This window comes from Micromonospora sp. NBRC 110009 (genome assembly GCF_030518795.1).
GTDB lineage: Bacteria > Actinomycetota > Actinomycetes > Mycobacteriales > Micromonosporaceae > Micromonospora.
Map to the genome: position 1 here is coordinate 4236194 of NZ_CP130427.1, position 15014 is coordinate 4251207.

Annotated in this window: 13 protein-coding genes; 6 read left to right on the top strand and 7 right to left on the bottom strand. The window is 74.0% G+C overall.

The window, feature by feature from the left end; all coding sequences use genetic code 11:
- Nucleotides 1–145 precede the first annotated feature (145 nt).
- Complete coding sequence (gene yczE / locus Q2K19_RS20345) at nt 146–814, bottom strand: membrane protein YczE (RefSeq protein WP_302762950.1); 669 nt, start codon at nt 812–814, stop codon at nt 146–148.
- A 58-nt stretch (nt 815–872) separates the two neighbouring features.
- Here yczE and yczR point away from each other — a divergent pair, with 58 nt between their 5' ends.
- Both yczR and Q2K19_RS20355 read left to right on the top strand, forming a co-directional pair.
- On the top strand, nt 873–2330 hold the full coding sequence (yczR, locus tag Q2K19_RS20350) for a MocR-like transcription factor YczR (protein ID WP_302762951.1): 1458 nt from the start codon (nt 873–875) through the stop codon (nt 2328–2330).
- A 76-nt stretch (nt 2331–2406) separates the two neighbouring features.
- Nucleotides 2407–3720: a low temperature requirement protein A gene (locus tag Q2K19_RS20355; protein WP_302762952.1), complete on the top strand. Its 1314-nt coding sequence runs from the start codon at nt 2407–2409 to the stop codon at nt 3718–3720.
- Nucleotides 3721–3802: 82 nt separating this feature from the next.
- Here Q2K19_RS20355 and Q2K19_RS20360 read toward each other — a convergent pair whose 3' ends face one another.
- The 3 genes from Q2K19_RS20360 to Q2K19_RS20370 form a co-directional block, all read right to left on the bottom strand.
- Nucleotides 3803–5629 carry an AMP-dependent synthetase/ligase gene (locus Q2K19_RS20360; RefSeq protein ID WP_302762954.1) on the bottom strand — a complete coding sequence of 609 codons (1827 nt, stop codon included), beginning with the start codon at nt 5627–5629 and terminating at the stop codon, nt 3803–3805.
- A gap of 143 nt (nt 5630–5772) precedes the next feature.
- A complete protein-coding gene (locus Q2K19_RS20365) occupies nt 5773–6723 on the bottom strand; it encodes a terpene synthase family protein (protein ID WP_302762956.1) in 951 nt (316 codons plus the stop codon).
- Between the two features lie 124 nt (nt 6724–6847).
- A complete protein-coding gene (locus Q2K19_RS20370; protein WP_302762957.1) occupies nt 6848–7477 on the bottom strand; it encodes a TIGR03085 family metal-binding protein in 630 nt (209 codons plus the stop codon).
- Between the two features lie 216 nt (nt 7478–7693).
- Between Q2K19_RS20370 and Q2K19_RS20375 the strand changes: the two genes are divergently transcribed.
- Both Q2K19_RS20375 and Q2K19_RS20380 read left to right on the top strand, forming a co-directional pair.
- The gene (locus Q2K19_RS20375; protein WP_302762959.1) at nt 7694–9568 is read left to right on the top strand and encodes an ABC transporter ATP-binding protein; all 1875 of its coding nucleotides are present in this window, start codon (nt 7694–7696) and stop codon (nt 9566–9568) included.
- Nucleotides 9565–11343: an ABC transporter ATP-binding protein gene (locus Q2K19_RS20380; RefSeq protein ID WP_302762960.1), complete on the top strand. Its 1779-nt coding sequence runs from the start codon at nt 9565–9567 to the stop codon at nt 11341–11343. The genes Q2K19_RS20375 and Q2K19_RS20380 overlap by 4 nt, the downstream gene beginning before the upstream one ends.
- A gap of 17 nt (nt 11344–11360) precedes the next feature.
- On the opposite strand, the gene Q2K19_RS20385 is transcribed toward Q2K19_RS20380, so the two are convergent.
- The 3 genes from Q2K19_RS20385 to Q2K19_RS20395 all read right to left on the bottom strand — a co-directional run bounded on the left by Q2K19_RS20385 (nt 11361) and on the right by Q2K19_RS20395 (nt 13501).
- Nucleotides 11361–11957 (bottom strand): TetR/AcrR family transcriptional regulator, encoded by a 597-nt coding sequence (locus Q2K19_RS20385; RefSeq protein WP_302762961.1) that lies wholly within the window; start codon nt 11955–11957, stop codon nt 11361–11363.
- A 69-nt stretch (nt 11958–12026) separates the two neighbouring features.
- Nucleotides 12027–12782, bottom strand: a complete 756-nt coding sequence (locus Q2K19_RS20390) for an ABC transporter permease (protein ID WP_302762962.1) — start codon at nt 12780–12782, stop codon at nt 12027–12029.
- Nucleotides 12779–13501, bottom strand: a complete 723-nt coding sequence (locus tag Q2K19_RS20395) for an ABC transporter ATP-binding protein (RefSeq protein WP_302762963.1) — start codon at nt 13499–13501, stop codon at nt 12779–12781. Before Q2K19_RS20395 ends, Q2K19_RS20390 begins: the two co-directional genes overlap by 4 nt.
- A gap of 104 nt (nt 13502–13605) precedes the next feature.
- Between Q2K19_RS20395 and Q2K19_RS20400 the strand changes: the two genes are divergently transcribed.
- Both Q2K19_RS20400 and Q2K19_RS20405 read left to right on the top strand, forming a co-directional pair.
- Nucleotides 13606–13995: a MerR family transcriptional regulator gene (locus Q2K19_RS20400; protein ID WP_302762964.1), complete on the top strand. Its 390-nt coding sequence runs from the start codon at nt 13606–13608 to the stop codon at nt 13993–13995.
- On the top strand, nt 13992–14996 hold the full coding sequence (locus Q2K19_RS20405; protein WP_302762965.1) for an aldo/keto reductase: 1005 nt from the start codon (nt 13992–13994) through the stop codon (nt 14994–14996). The genes Q2K19_RS20400 and Q2K19_RS20405 overlap by 4 nt, the downstream gene beginning before the upstream one ends.
- Nucleotides 14997–15014: the final 18 nt, after the last annotated feature.

The window sequence follows — 15014 nt, forward strand, 5'->3', positions numbered from 1 at the left end:
CTGGCACGTCAGCGCAGCTCAGCGCGGTGCCGGCCGTCCCATCCCGTGGCCGTCGGCCCGCCCGCGGTGACGCTGGGTGCTCGGCGCCGGGTCCGGGCGCGCCGGGCGCCGACCGGCTCGGCCGGGCCGGTGCGCCCGGACCGGGTCAGGCCGCCTCGCCGGCGGGCCGGGCGGCGCACCCCACCGCCGGCTCCGCGGCGGCCGGCTCCGCGGGCACCGCGAAGAGGGGGATGAACAGCTGGGCGAGCGGCCCGATGGCCAGCGCGTACGCGACGGTGCCGAGGCCGACCGTGCCGCCGAGCAGCCAGCCGAGCGCCAGCACGGTGACCTCGATGACGGTCCGGACCAGCCGGATCGAGCGGCCGGGGCGGCGGGCGACGTACCCGGTCATCAGGCCGTCACGCGGGCCGGGGCCGAGGGCCGCGCCCAGGTAGAGCCCGGTGGCCGCGCCGTTGGCGACGATCCCGACGACCAGCAGGCCGATCCGGACCGGCATCCCGTTGCCCTCCGGCAGCAGGGCCAGGGTGGCGTCCACCACCAGGCCGATCACCACGACGTTGCTGACCGTGCCGAGTCCGGGGCGTTGCCGCAGCGGGATCCAGAGCAACAGTACGAGGGCGCCGACCGCGATGGTCACCGTGCCGATGGAGAACCCGGTCTGCCGGGCCAGCCCCTGGTGGAACACGTCCCACGGATCGAGGCCGAGCCCGGACCGGACCATCAGCGCCATGCTGACGCCGTAGAGGACGAGCCCGGCGTAGAGCTGGATGAGCCGCCGGGTCGGCCGGTACCGGAGATTGCCAATCGCTGCCATGCATGCCACCCTAGGGGCCAATCGGGGCCGTAACAGAGCCAATTTCGGAGGGGTGGCCATGACGAGTCAGGTGCGTGGCGTCCAATTGGCGCGTCTCCTCGGTCAGTGGCACGCGCTTCCCGGCCGCCGGCGCAGTCCCGACTACGCCGCGCTCGCCGCCGCCGTCCGCGGCCTGCTCGCCGACGGCCGGCTCCCCCTCGGGGTGCGCCTGCCGGCCGAGCGGGAGCTGGCCGAGGCGCTGCGGATCAGCCGGACCACCGTCACCGCCGCCTACCGCGAGCTGCGCGAGAGCGGGCACCTGGCCAGCCGGCGGGGCGCCGGGAGCTGGACCATGCTCCCCGGCACGCACCGGGTGGCCAGCACCGGGCTCTGGACCCCGCTGGACGACCGGGACATGATCGACCTGGGGGTGGCCGCGCTCTCCGCCCCGCCCCAGCTGGCGACCGCGGCCCGGGCGGCCGCCGAGGACCTGCCCCGCTACCTGGGCGGGGCCGGCTACCACCCGACCGGCATCATCGAGCTGCGCGAGGCGGTGGCCCGCTCGTACACCGAGCGGGGGCTGCCGACCAGCCCGGAACAGATCATGGTCACCAGCGGCACCCAGCACGCGCTCGACCTGGTGCTGCGGCTCGCCCTGTCGCCCGGCGGCGGGGTGCTGGTGGAGTCCCCCACCTACCCCAACGCGCTCGCCGCGCTCTCCGCCCGGCGGGCCCGGATCACCACCCACGGCCTCGCCGCCGACGGTGACGGCTGGGACGCCGACCTGCTGCTGGGCAGCATCCGGCAGAGCCGGCCGAAGCTCGCGTACCTGATCCCGGAGTTCCAGAACCCCACCGGCCACCTGATGGCGGCCGACCTGCGCGAGCGGCTGGTCGGCGCCGCCCACGCGGCCGGGACCGACCTGGTCGTCGACGAGTCCTTCGTGGATCTGCCGCTGGACGGCACCGAGCTGCCCCCGCCGGTCGCCACCTTCGACCGGCACAGCCGGGTGATCAGCATCGGCGGGATGAGCAAGCCCTACTGGGGCGGGCTGCGGATCGGCTGGGTCCGCGCGTCCGCGCCCCAGGTGCAGCGGCTGGCCGCCGCCCGGGTGGGCGTCGACATGGCCAGCCCGGTGCTCGACCAGCTCGTCGCGGTGCACCTGCTCGCCGACGCGCCGGCCATCGTGGCCGCCCGGCGGACCCAGCTCGCCGCCCAGCGGGACGCCCTCGTCGGGGCGCTCGCCGAGCGGCTGCCCGACTGGCGGGTGGCCGCGCCGCGCGGCGGCGTCACGCTCTGGGTCGAGCTGGACGGCCCGATCTCCAGCGCCCTGGCCCGGGCGGCCGAGGAGGTCGGCGTACGCCTGGCGCCCGGACCACGGTTCGGTCTGGACGGCACCCTCGAGCGGTTCCTGCGGCTGCCCTTCACCCTGCCCGCCGCGGACCTGGTCGAGGCCGTCGGCCGGCTCGCCGCGGTGCGTTACGACCTGGACCGGACGGGCCGTCCGCAGTGGCGGGAGCCCTCGGTCATCGCCTGACCGCCGCGGGCCCCGATCCGGTACGGTTCCGTGGGTTCGGCGCCGGTCCGGTCGCCGTTCCCCACAGACTGCCCGGGTGGGGAACGGCGGCGGTACCCGGTGGTCGCGGGCGGTCCGGCCCGGCGCACCGGGGTCCCGGACCACCCGGCTGGAGCTCTTCTACGACCTGGTGTTCGTCCTGGCGTTCCTCAGCGACACCAGCCTGACCGCCACCCACCCCAGTCCGGCCAACCTCTACCGCTTCCTGCTGGTGCTGGCGCTGCTCTGGTGGTGCTGGACCGGCTTCGCCGGGCTGGGCAATGTGGTCCGGGCCGACCAGGGCGTGCTGCCACTGGTCGGCTTCGTCACGATCGCCGCCACCTTCCTGCTGGTGCTGAGCACGCCGGGAGCGTTCGCCGACATCCCGGGCGGACTGCACGGGCCGGTGGTGTTCGCCCTCTGCTACTTCGTGATCCGCGCCGCGCAGCTCGTGGTGTTCGGTTGGGTGGCCCGCGACGATCCGGACCGCCGCCGGCGACTGCTGTGGCTCGCGCTCCTGCCGGTGGTGGCCACCGCGCTCCTGATCACCGCCGGGACGGTGCCGCCGCGGATGGCCGACCGACCCACGGCGATCGCACTTCAGCTCGCGCTCTGGACCGTGGCGTTGCTGATCGAGTACGTGGGCGGGGTGATCCTGGCCCGGCCGTGGTGGGTGGTGCTCTCCGCCGGGCACTGGGCGGAACGGCACGCCCTCATGGTGCTGATCGCCCTCGGCGAGTCGATCATCGCGCTGGGTCTCGGGCCGAAGTTCCTCAGCGGCCTGCCGCTCACCGTGCCGGTGGTGATCGGTGCCGTGCTCGGCATCGCGATCGTGGCGGTGCTCTGGTGGGCGTACTTCGACACCCTGGCGTTCGCCCTCGAGCAGAAGCTGCACCAGACGCGGGATCCGGACGCCCGGGTCCGGGTGGCCCGGGACGTCTACACGTACCTGCACCTGCCGCTGATTGCCGGGATCATCATCTTTGCCCTCGGCCTCAAGGACCTGCTCGGCGAGGCGGCCCAGCCGGATTCGCCGGCGTGGGGTCTGCCGCTGGGCGGCTTCTGGATCAGCGTGCTCTACGGCGGGGTCGCGCTCTACCTGCTCAGCCTCGCCGCTTGCGCGCTGGTGGGGCTGCACACCGTGCGCTGGCCGGTGCTGGTGGCGGTGGTGGCGATTGTCGCGGTGGCCCCGCTGGCCGCCCTGCTGCCCGAGCTGATCGCCCTCGTCGTGCTGGCGGTGCTCACCGTGACCGCCGTGGTGGTGGAGACGCGGAGCGAGGACGGCCGGCGGCGGCAGATCCGGCAGCTCGCCCTGGAGGAGCAGCTCGCCGCCGAGGAGGAACAGAGCCGGTGGCGCCAACGCCACCTGTGACCCGGCCGCCGTCCGGCGGCCGGAAACGCGCCGACGGCCGTGCCCCGGGACGGTGGGGCACGGCCGTCGGGCGCTAGGGGACTTACAGCTCGGCGAGGGTGCCCGCGTACATCTTCTCGATCTCGGTAGCGAAGTTGCTCTCGACGCTGCGGCGCTTGATCTTCAGCGACGGGGTGACCTCACCGTCCTCGATGGTGAGGTCGCGGGGGAGGATGGTCACCTTCTTGATCGTCTCCCAGCGGTTGAGCTTGGCGTTCAGCTCGGCCACGTGGCCCTCGACCATCGCCTGCGCCTCCGGCGAGGTGACGATGTCGGCGTAGTCGCGCCCCTCCAGCGGGCCGCCGGCCGCCCACCCCTTGATCGCGTCCGGGTCGAGCGTGATCAGCATGGTGCAGTAGTTGCGGGCCTGCCCGATCACCACCGCCTGCGAGGTGTACGGGCAGATGGCCTTGAACATGCCCTCGATGTGCGACGGCGCGATGTACTTCCCGCCGGAGGTCTTGACCAGGTCCTTCTTCCGGTCGGTGATGCGCAGGTAGCCGTCGTCGTCCAGGCTGCCGATGTCCCCGGTGCGGAAGAAGCCGTCCTCGGTGAAGGCGGCGGCGGTCTCCTCGGGCAGGTTGTGGTAGCCCCGCATCACCGGCCGGCCGCGGACCAGGATCTCGCCGTCGGTGTCGATCCGGCACTCCAGGTCACCCATGGCCCTGCCGACGGTGCCGATGCGCAGCCCGTTCGGCGGGTTCACGAAGTTCCCGGCGCTGGTCTCGGTGAGCCCGTACCCCTCGGAGATGGGCAGGTTGGCGGCGGCGAAAAAGGTGCCGATCTCCTCGCTCAGCGGGGCCGCGCCGGAGACGAGCACCCGGATCCGGCCGCCGAGCCGGGCCTGGAGCTTGCTGAAGACCAGCTTCTCGGCCACCGCGTACTTGAGCCGCAGGCCGGCCGGCACCGGCTTGCCGGCCTGCTCCAGCGCCACCTTCTCCTTGCCCACCGCGACGCCCCACGCGAAGATCTTCGCCTTCGCGCCGCCGGCGCCCTGGGCGGTGGTGACCACCTTGTTGTAGACCTTCTCGAAGATCCGGGGCGCGCCGCACATCAGCGTCGGCCGGACCACCGCGAGCTGTTCGACCAGCTTGTCCACCCGGCCGTCCACGTAGGTGGGCAGGCCGACGTGGGTGGCGCCGCAGAGCAGCGTCTTGCCGAAGGAGTGGGACAGCGGCAGCCAGAGGTACTGGAGGTCGTCGGCGTGCAGCAGCCCCAGCTCCGCCTGCGCCACCCCCTCCCAGCACCAGCCGCCGTGCAGCAGCTCGACGCCCTTGGGCCGCCCGGTGGTGCCGGAGGTGTAGATCAGCGTGGCCAGGTGGTCCGGGCCGATGCCGGCGACCAGCATGTCGATCAGGTCGGGCTCGTTCGCCAGGGCCTGCGTCCCCCGCTCCTCCAACTCGGCCAGGCTGAGCTGCGGGACGGCGGCGGCCGGGTCCGGCTCGCCGTCGAAGAGCACCACGTGGGTCAGCGCCGGCAGCGTCGCACCGGCGAGCTTGGCCGCCTGGGCCGGGTTCTCGGCGAAGAGCACCCGGGACCCGGAGTCCGCCACGATGTACGCCGCGTCCTCCGGTTCGGTGGTCGGGTAGACGGTCGTCGTGGCCCCGCCGGCGCACATGATCGCGAAGTCGGCGAGCACCCACTCCAGCCGGGTGTTCGCCAGGATCGCCACCGGATCCTCCAGGCCGACACCGAGCCCGTGCAGCCCGGCCGCCACCGCCTTGGCGCGCCGCCCGACCTGCGCCCAGCTCAGCCAGACCGGCCCGGAGTCGTCCGCGGCCGGGTGGGCGAACGCCGGCCGGTCGGGGGTCGCCGCGACACGCTTGAGGAACATGTCGGGGATGGAACGGTACGGTACATCGAGAGCCATCGCTGTAGCCGCCTTCGGGGGATGGAGGGACGTGACGGGGGTCACGCCATTCTGCGGTTACCGAAGAGTATTGCCTGCACCGGGGCAGGGGCTAGCCCTCCCGGGCCGAGCCGACCGGTGTCCCGGAGACTGGAACGTCCGGATCAGGCGTACCGGGAGGCGGCGAGGGACCAGTCGTAGGTGGCCCGGATCCAGTTGCGGCGGGTCACCAGGAAGGCGTGGACCCCCTCGTCGCCCGCCGCGTCCAGCGCGGCGTCCCGCTCCGCGTACGCGGCCAGGCCCGCGTTGAACCGGGCGGCCGCCGCGCGCAGCGCGTCCCGCTCGTCCTGCCCGCTCTCCCCGATGATCGTGGTGACCAGGTTGTGCCCGTCCGGGGAGCCGGTGCGCTCCTTGCCGTACGAGAAGACGTCGTTGCACCAGCAGACCAGGTCGGCGGCGAGCGCGTCCAGGGCGGCCAGGGCCGGGTCCGCCCGCCGGCCCGCCCCCGGCAGCGTGCCGTGCGCCAGGTCGGTGACGGTGAAGCTGGGTCGTGCCCCGCCGGTGTGCCGGCGCATCTGCACGTACTCGGCCACCCCGGGCACCCGCCGGTGCTCCCGGTTGGCCGCCTCCCACAGCAGCGCCAGCAGATAGTCGCGCAGCTGGCCGACCAGGCGCAGCAGCAGCGCCGGCCGCTGCCGGGCGCGGACCCGCCGGCACAGGTCGTCCAGCGCGACGCCGAGCGGCCCGGCACCGGCCGGCTGCGGCGCGTCCGGGTCGCCGTGCCGGTCCAGCACCGTCAGCAGCTCCGCCACCGTGGGCGCGAGCCGGCTCGGGCTGCCGCCCAGGCCGTCCTCGTCGCAGGCGTCGTCCATCACGAACAGCCAGGAGATCAGGTCGGTGAGCAGTCGCAGCCGGTCCACCGGCCCGTCCGGGCAGGCCCGGCCGGCCAGCTCCGCCGCGCTGGCCCCGCCCAGCCGCCGTAGTCCGGCGGGGGTGCCGATCAGACCCAGGTCGCGGACCCAGCCGAGGCTCTCCGCGGCGACCAGCTCGACGGCGGCATGCCGGTGCGCCGGGAAGGGGGGTTCGCGCAGGGCCGAGACCGCGAAGCTCCGCATCGTCTCCCTCGTCCCACCGCCGGGGTGAGGCGGCGGGCAGGAGCGTACGGCACCGAGGTGCGGCCGGGCCGACGGGGGAAGCCCGGTCCCGGGCCGGTTCGTGACCGGTTCCGCACCCCCCCGGTCAGAAGCCCAGGTTGGCCGCCCGTAACCGCTCGGCCGGCGCGGCCGGGCCGGCCACCTGCACCCGGGCGGCCCGCTGTCGGCCGGAGAGGAAGAGCACCAGCTCGCCCGGGGCGCCCACCAGCCGCAGCCGCTCGCCGCCCCGGCCCACCGTGCGCTCGCCGAACCCGGGCGCCTGGACCAGCAGGTCGGCCGGGAAGCGGCGCAACGCCGCGCGGGCCAGCAGCGCGCCCCGCCGCCAGAGCGCGGCCTGCAGCCCCGCCGGCAGGTCGCGGGGCAGCCAGCCCGGCTGCGCCCGGCGCACGTCCTCGTGATGGATGAAGAACTCGAGGGTGTTGGCCAACTCGTCGGTGAGCCGGTTGCTCACCGGGCTCCACACCGGCGGCCGGCGGAGCCGGGCGACCAGGTCGGCGTACGGGCCGGCGGCCACCCGGCGGCGGACCGCCTCGCCGTGCCCGCGCAGCGGCGGGAGCAGGATGCCCCCCGCGGCGTCCGGCCGGCGTTCCCGCACCAGCAGGTGCGCCGCCAGGTCGCGGGTGCTCCAGCCCTCGTTGAGCGTCGGCGCGTCCGGTCCCAGGTCCAGCAGCAGATCGGCGAGCGCCTCGCGCTCCGATCGGGCGTACCGCGGCATCCACCGATGGTAGGCCCGGCGCGGTTCCCGCGCGGGGTGGGCGCGGCGCGGCCGCGTGCCGGGGGTGGCGCGGCCGGCCCGGCGCGCGGCCAACGGTGCTGGTCGGCACCGTCCGGGCCGGAACGTGATGGTGGACATATGCCGGCCGGGTCGGCGGAGGTGGCGTCGACCGGTAAGGATGAGGGAGAAAATTGCGGCTTACGGCGGGGGAGAGCGTTGGCGAGCGGGACAAGTCGGGACGTCCTCGGCAAGGGGCTGCGGGTGCTCGGCCGGGCCATCCGGGAACAACCGCGTATCTTCGCGGTCGCGGTGGCCGGCAGCGTGCTGTTCGGGCTCATGGTCATCGCCAGCGCGTACGTGGTCGGCGGGGTGGTCGGCAAGGTCGTCGTCCCCGCCATCGCCCGCGGGTCGGTGGCCGGCGGCGCGCTCGCGCTGGCGGCGACCGCGCTGTTCGGGATCAGTGTGCTGCGGGTGGTCGGCATCTTCGGCCGCCGGCTCGGCGCGGGCTACATGCAGTACCGGCTCCAGGCCGCCTACCGCCGCCGGGTCACCCGCCGCTACCTCGACCTGCCGCTGGCCTGGCACCACCGCAACGCCACCGGCACCCTGCTCTCCAACGCCAACTCGGACGTGGAGGCCGCCTGGTACCCGATCGCGCCGCTGCCCTTCGCGGTCGGCACCCTGGTGATGCTGGTCGGCGCGGTGGTCTCGCTCTTCCTCACCGACTGGGCGCTCGCCCTGGTCGGCCTCGCGGTCTTCCCGGCGCTGTTCGCGCTCAACGTGGTTTACTCCCGCCAGATGGCGCCCCGCCAGGCCCGCGCCCAGCGGCTGCGCGCCGAGGTCAGCGGCATCGCCCACGAGAGCTTCGACGGCGCCCTGGTGGTCAAGACGATGGGCCGGGAGGCGCAGGAGACCGACCGGTTCGCCGCCCGCGCCGGCGAGCTGCGCGACGCGCTGATCGCCGTCGGCAAGCTGCGCGGCGTCTTCGACCCGATGCTGGAGACCCTGCCCAGCCTGGGCACCCTCGCCGTGCTGGTGGTCGGCGCGGTGCGGCTGCGGCAGGGCGCGATCAGCGTGACCGAGCTGGTCAGCGTCGCCTTCCTCTTCACCGTCCTGGCCTTCCCGGTGCGCGCCATCGGCTGGGTGCTGGCCGAGCTGCCGCGCAGCGTCGCCGGCTGGGACCGGTTGCGCCGGGTCCTCGACGCCACCGGCGAGATGCCGTACGGCGCGGTGACCCTCGACCCGGCCACCCCGACCCCGGCCACCCTCGCCTTCCACGACGTCCACTTCGGCTACGAGCCGGCCGAGGCCCACCTGCCCGGCACGGAGGTGCTCGGCGAGGTGACCTTCACCGTGCCGGCCGGGAAGACGGTCGCCCTGGTCGGGCCGACCGGGGCCGGCAAGTCCACCATCACCTCCCTGGCCGTACGCCTGGTCGACCCGCGCACCGGCACCGTCACCCTCGACGGCGTCGACGTCCGCGACCTCACCGCCGCCTCGCTCGCCTCGACCGTGGCCCTGGTCGCCCAGGTGCCGTTCGTCTTCGACGACACCGTCCGGGCCAACATCGCCCTGGACCGCCCCGGCATCGGTGACGAGGAGGTCTGGGCCGCCCTGCGGCTGGCCGAGGCGGACGGCTTCGTGGCCGCCCTCCCCGACGGGCTGGACACCATGGTCGGCGAGCGCGGCACCTCCCTCTCCGGCGGGCAGCGGCAGCGGCTCACCCTGGCCCGGGCGCTCGCCGGCCGGCCCCGGCTGCTGGTGCTCGACGACGCCACCAGCGCCGTCGACCCGCGGGTCGAGGCCGCCATCCTGGCCGGGCTGCGCGCCCCCGAGGGGGGCGGCGCGCCCGCGTCGATCCTGGTGGTCGCCTACCGGCGGGCCACCATCGCCCTCGCCGACGAGGTGATCTACGTGGAGCACGGGCGGGTGGTCGCCCGCGGCACGCACAACGAGCTGCTCGCCACCGTGTCCGGCTACGCCGACCTGGTCACCGCGTACGAGCAGGCCGAGCACGAACGCGAGCAGTCCCGCCCGTACGACGAGGTCACCCCGCTGACCTCCGGCCTGGAAGTCGAGGTTGACCGGTGAGCGCGAGCACGACGACGGCCGAGGCGACCGAGTCGACCTGGCGGACGCTGCGGCGCGGCCTTGCGCTCTCCCCGGAGCTGAGGACCGGGCTGGCCGGCACGGTCGGGCTGGCGCTGATCTACATGATCGGTCGGGTGGCCGTCCCGGTGGCCGTGCAGCGCGGCATCGACCACGGCATCGTCGGCGGGCTCGACCTGGACGTGGTCACGCTGACGGTGGTCGTCACCGCCGCCGTGCTGACGGTCACCACCTGCTGCGGCTACCTGATGATGCGCCGGCTCTTCACGGTCAGCGAGACCGCGCTCGCCGGGGTGCGCACCCGGGCGTTCCGGCACGTGCACGACCTGTCCATGCTGCACCAGCAGTCGGAACGGCGCGGCTCGCTGGTCTCCCGGGTCACCAGCGACGTCGACCAGATCACCCAGTTCCTCCAGTGGGGCGGCGTGATCCTCATCGTCAACCTCGGCCAGCTGGTGGTCACCACCGCGGTGATGCTGGCGTACTCCTGGCAGCTGACCCTGGTGGTGCTCGTCGCGTTCGCCCCGGCGGTGCTGGTCATCCGGCTGCTCCAGCGCCGGCTCGGCGGTGCGTACGGGCTGGTCCGCCAGCGGATGGGCACGCTGCTCGGCACCATCGGCGAGAGCGTGGTCGGCGCACCGGTGATCCGGGCGTACGGGATCGCGGGGCGGACCGCCCGGCGGCTGGACGCGGCGATCGAGGGGCAGCGGCAGGCCCAGCAGAAGGCCATCCGGATCAGCATCCTGGGCAGCTCGGTCGGCGAGCTGGCCGCCGGCCTGGCGCTGGCCGGCGTGGTGGTGGTCGGGGTGAACCTGGGCGTGGACCGCACCCTCTCCATCGGCCAGCTCACCGCGTTCCTGTTCCTGGTGACGCTCTTCATCCAGCCGGTCCAGATCGCCACCGAGGTGCTCAACGAGGCGCAGAACGCGATCGCCGGCTGGCGCCGGGTGCTGGACGTGCTGGACGTCGCGCCCGACGTGGCCGACCCGGGGGAGCAGGGGCGGGAGCTGCCGCCCGGCCCGCTGGACATCCGGTTCGCCGGGGTGAGCTTCGCCTACCCGGGCGGGCCGCCGGTGCTGCACGACGTGACCCTGGAGATCCCGGCGAAGAGCCGGGTGGCCGTGGTGGGCGAGACCGGCAGCGGCAAGACCACCTTCGCCAAGCTGCTCACCCGGCTGATGGACCCGACCGAGGGCGAGGTGCTGCTCTCCGGCGTGGCGCTGCGCCAGGTGCGGTTCGACTCGCTGCGCTCCCGGGTGGTGATGGTGCCGCAGGACGGCTTCCTCTTCGACACCACCGTGGGGGAGAACGTCCGCTTCGCCCGGCCCGAGCTGACCGACGCGCAGCTCACCGCGGCCTTCACCGAGCTGGGCCTGGCCGACTGGCTGGACGGGCTGCCGGCCGGGCTGGACACCCCGGTGGGGGAGCGCGGCGAGGCGCTCAGCGTCGGCGAGCGGCAGCTGGTCGCGCTGGCCCGCGCGTACGTCGCCGACCCCGACCTGCTGGTGCTGGACGAGGCGACCAGCGCCGTCGACCCGGCCACCGAGGTACGCCTGCAGCGCACCCTGGACGCGGTCACCCGGGGCCGGACCACGCTCGCCATCGCGCACCGGCTCTCCACCGCCCAGGCGGCCGACGAGGTGATCGTGGTGGACCGGGGCCGCATCGTGCAGCGCGGTCCCCACGACGAGCTGCTGAAGGACCCGGACTCGGTCTACGCCCTGCTCTACGCCTCCTGGCTGGAACAGACCCGCTGACCTCTGCTCGTGCCGGGTCAGCGCGGCAGGTCGCCGGTGATGTAGCGCTGGACGGTCGGGCCGATCGTCGTCACCAGCGTCTCCGTGGGCGCGGACGCGACCGGCTCCAGCTTGATGACGTACCGCGTCATGGCCAGCCCCATCAGTTGACTGGCCACCAGTGAGCCGCGCAGCGGCAGTTCGGCCGGGTCGACGTCGAGGTGGTCGAGGACCCGGCGCAGCACCTGGGTGGTCAGGAATTCCCGGAGCAGCCGGGCGCCCCACTCGTTGCCGACCGCCGAGCGCAGCAGCGCCACCCCGGCGGTGCCCGCCGGCGAGTCCCACACCGCGAGGAACATCCGGACCAGCCGCTCACCGATCCCCTCACGGCCACCGGCGATCACCTTCGGCAGCAGTTCCCGAGGATCGGCCGGGAAGTTCATGGCCGCCAGGAAGAGCTGGTCCTTGCTGCCGAAGTAGTGGTGCACCAGCGCCGGGTCCACCTGTGCGGCGGCGGCGATGGCCCGGATGGACGCGCCGTCGAAGCCGCGCTCGGCGAACGCGGCCCGGGCCGCGTCGAGGATCGCCTCCCGGGTGCCCGGGTTGCCCGGTCGCCGTCCGGTACGCCGCGCCATCGCCGCCCTTCGCTCGTTCCGTCAGTCCGCCCGTGGCCCGGTCCCGGCGGGACCGGGCCACCGCCAGCGTCAGCCGCTGCGTCGACGCAGCGTGGCTGCGGCGAGCACCAGCGCCAGCAGCGCCGCCCCGGCGACGATCGCCACGTCCCGCCACATCGTCCCGGTCGGCTCGGCATGCGCGCCGACCTCCTGCAACGCCTCGACGGCGTACGACAGGGGCAGCACGTCGCTGATCGCCTGGAGCCAGCCGGCCATCTGGTCCCGGGGCACGAAGAGCCCGCAGAGCAGCAGCTGGGGGGCGACCACCACCGGCATGAACTGTACGGCTTGGAACTCGGTGCGGGCGAAGGCGCTGCAGAACAGCCCGAGGGCGACCGCGAGCACCGCGTTGATCGCGGCGATCATGATGACGAGCCCGATGCTGCCGGCGGTGGTCAGGTCGAACACCCAGTACGCCACGGCCGAGGCGATGGTGGCCTGGACGACGCCGGCCAGGCCGAACGCCACGCCGTAGCCGAAGAGCAGGTCGAGCTTGCCCAGCGGGGTGGTGAGCAGCCGCTCCAGGGTGCCGGTGGTGCGCTCCCGCAGCATGGCGATGCTGGTGACCAGGAACATGATGATGAACGGGAAGAAGCCCAGCATGATCAGCGCCACCCGATCGAAGACGGTGGGCCGGCCCGGCGGACTGGGCTGGTCGACGTACATGAAGTAGACCAGGGTGAGCAGCACGATGGGGACCACCACCAGCAGTGCGACGGTGCGCCTGTCGTGCCGCAGTTGGCGCAGGATGCGCCCGATGGTCGCGCCCAGGATCCGCGCACTCACGACCGGCCCTCCTCGCTCGCTCTGATCAGCCGGAGGAACGCCTCCTCCAGGTCGTGCACGCCGGTGGCGGCGCGAACCGCGTCCGGGGTGTCGTCGGCGATCAGCCTGCCGTCCCGGATCAGCAGCAGCCGGTCGCAGCGCGCCGCCTCGTCCATCACGTGGCTGGACACCAGCAGCGTCGTTCCGGCGGCGGCCATGGCGTGGAACCGGGCCCACAGGTCGGCCCGGAGCACCGGGTCCTGGCCGACGGTGGGCTCGTCCAGGATGACCAGCTCCGGGTCGCCGACCAGGGCGCAGGCCAGCGAGGCCCGGCTGCGCTGGCCGCCGGAGAGGGTGGCGACCAGCTGGTCGGCGGCCTCGGACAGCCCCACGTCGGCCACCGCGCCGTCCGCGTCGGCCCGCCCGCGCCCGTGCAGGGCGGCGAAGTAGCGCGCGTTCTCCCGGACGGTCAGGTCGGCGTAGACGCTGGGCGCCTGGGTGAGGTAGCCGACCCGGCGGCGCAGTTCCGCCGTGCCGGCCGGGCGGCCGAGCACGGTGACGCTGCCCGAACCGACCGTCTGCACCCCGACGATCGCGCGCATCAGGGTGGTCTTGCCGCTGCCGCTGGGCCCGAGCAACCCGGTGACCGCGCCGCGGGGGACCGTGCAGGAGATGCCCTTGAGCACCCGCCGGCCGCCCCGGTCGACCACCAGGTCACGGACCACGACCGCGTCGTCCATGCCCGCCTCCAAAACTCATCATGCGTTGAACTCAACGCTAGTTGAGTTGAGCGCCTCGGCGCAAGGTTGACTTCGAGTGCCCTCGAACTGGAAGCCTGGGGTGCGTGGACATCAGCACGCGGGAGATGAGCCTCACCGTCGGTGAGGCGGCGGAACGGGTCGGCCTGACCACCTACACCCTGCGCTGGTACGAGCAGGAGGGCCTGGTCGCCCCGGTCGGGCGGGACTCCTCCGGCCGCCGGCGCTACACCGAGTCCGACATCAACTGGCTGTTCCTGCTCACCCGGCTGCGTCGGACCGGGATGCCGGTGCGGGACATGCGCCGCTACGCCGAGCTGGCGCGCCAGGGCGACCGGACGCTCGGCGCCCGGCGAGCGCTCTTCGAGGCGCACCGGGCCCGGGTGCTGGCCCGGATGGCCGAACTGAAGGAGGACCTCAAGGTGCTCGACTACAAGATCGACGCGTACCGCAGGGCGGAGGAGGAACTGGCATGATCCGGCGACGAGTGGGTGCGACCGGTCCGGAGGTCTCGGCGATCGGCCTCGGCTGCATGGGCATGAGCTTCGCGTACGGCGGGGCCGACGACGCCGAGTCGACGCGGACCCTGCACCGGGCGCTCGACCTCGGGGTCAACCACCTCGACACCGCCGACATGTACGGCTTCGGGGCGAACGAGCGGCTGCTCGCCCCGGTGCTGCGGGCGCGGCGGGACGAGGTCTTCCTCGCCACCAAGTTCGGCAACCGCACCAGCGGCGACAGCTTCGGCGGCACCGGCACCCCCGGCGCGTACGTGGACAGCAGCGCCGCCTGGGCCCGGCAGGCCTGCGACGCCTCGCTGGGCCGGCTCGGGGTGGAGACCATCGACCTGTACTACCTGCACCGGCGCAACCCGGAGACGCTGATCGAGGAGACCGTCGGCGCGCTGGCCGGCCTCGTCGAGGCCGGCAAGGTGCGGCTGATCGGCCTCTCCGAGGTCAACCCGGCGACGCTGCGCGCGGCGCACGCCGTGCATCCGATCTCGGCGGTGCAGATGGAGTACTCGCTGTTCACCCGGGACGTCGAGGGGGAGATGCTGGCCACCTGCCGGGAGCTGGGGGTGTCCCTGGTGGCGTACTCGCCGGTCGGGCGGGGGCTGCTCACCGGGGCGATCACCAGCCGCGAGCAGCTCGCCGAGGACGACTGGCGGCGGAACGTGCCCCGCTTCGCCGACGGCAACTTCGACGCCAACCTGAAGCTGGCCGAGGCGGTGCGCGAGGTGGCGGCCGAGATCGGCTGCACGCCGGCCCAGGCCGCGCTGGCCTGGCTGCTCGCCCAGGGCGAGGACATCCTGCCCATCCCGGGCACCAAGCGGGTCCGCTACCTGGAGGAGAACGCGGCGGCGGCCGACCTGCGGCTGACCCCGGAGCAGCAGGCCCGGCTCGGCGCGGCGGTGCCGGCCGGGGCGGTGGCCGGGGAAAGGTATACCGCGGCAGGAATGCGAACGGTCGGGCACTAGCCCCTCGCCTCGGACAGC

What these genes read in the sequence shown, in the direction of transcription:
- yczE (WP_302762950.1), bottom strand. Translation starts at nt 814, where the DNA reads ATGGCAGCGATTGGCAATCTCCGGTACCGGCCGACCCGGCGGCTCATC.
- yczR (WP_302762951.1), top strand. Translation starts at nt 873, where the DNA reads ATGACGAGTCAGGTGCGTGGCGTCCAATTGGCGCGTCTCCTCGGTCAG.
- Q2K19_RS20360 (WP_302762954.1), bottom strand. Translation starts at nt 5,629, where the DNA reads ATGGCTCTCGATGTACCGTACCGTTCCATCCCCGACATGTTCCTCAAG.
- Q2K19_RS20365 (WP_302762956.1), bottom strand. Translation starts at nt 6,723, where the DNA reads ATGCGGAGCTTCGCGGTCTCGGCCCTGCGCGAACCCCCCTTCCCGGCG.
- Q2K19_RS20370 (WP_302762957.1), bottom strand. Translation starts at nt 7,477, where the DNA reads ATGCCGCGGTACGCCCGATCGGAGCGCGAGGCGCTCGCCGATCTGCTG.
- Q2K19_RS20385 (WP_302762961.1), bottom strand. Translation starts at nt 11,957, where the DNA reads ATGGCGCGGCGTACCGGACGGCGACCGGGCAACCCGGGCACCCGGGAG.
- Q2K19_RS20395 (WP_302762963.1), bottom strand. Translation starts at nt 13,501, where the DNA reads ATGGACGACGCGGTCGTGGTCCGTGACCTGGTGGTCGACCGGGGCGGC.
- Q2K19_RS20405 (WP_302762965.1), top strand. Translation starts at nt 13,992, where the DNA reads ATGATCCGGCGACGAGTGGGTGCGACCGGTCCGGAGGTCTCGGCGATC.